General features: G+C 46.1%; 1 protein-coding gene. It reads left to right on the top strand.

The window, feature by feature from the left end:
* On the top strand, positions 1–232 hold a 232-nt coding region (locus tag Q4528_RS16430), incomplete at both ends, for a hypothetical protein (protein ID WP_303522865.1).

The following is a 232-nucleotide window of genomic DNA, read 5'->3' as shown; positions in this document are numbered from 1 at the left end:
ATGCTGCACAGCTACAGCATATCGATGACTTGACTCTTCCTCAAGATAAGGCCTTGTCAGCTTCCTTGTATCGCTCGTTATTTCGTGGTGAAACAGAGCATGCTAAAGTGCGTAAGCGTTATGTCACTAAGTTAGGCCAAGTAATTCACGGCGATGCTTCGGTTGTTGCTTTGCGTAATGATTTGGGCGATGTTGCGTGCTTCTTGGCAATCGTTGAGCCGATCAACGAAAA

The organism is Staphylococcus pasteuri (assembly GCF_030547725.1).
GTDB classification, from domain to species: Bacteria; Bacillota; Bacilli; order Staphylococcales; family Staphylococcaceae; genus Staphylococcus; species Staphylococcus pasteuri.
This window is presented reverse-complemented; position numbering and strand designations above follow the sequence as displayed.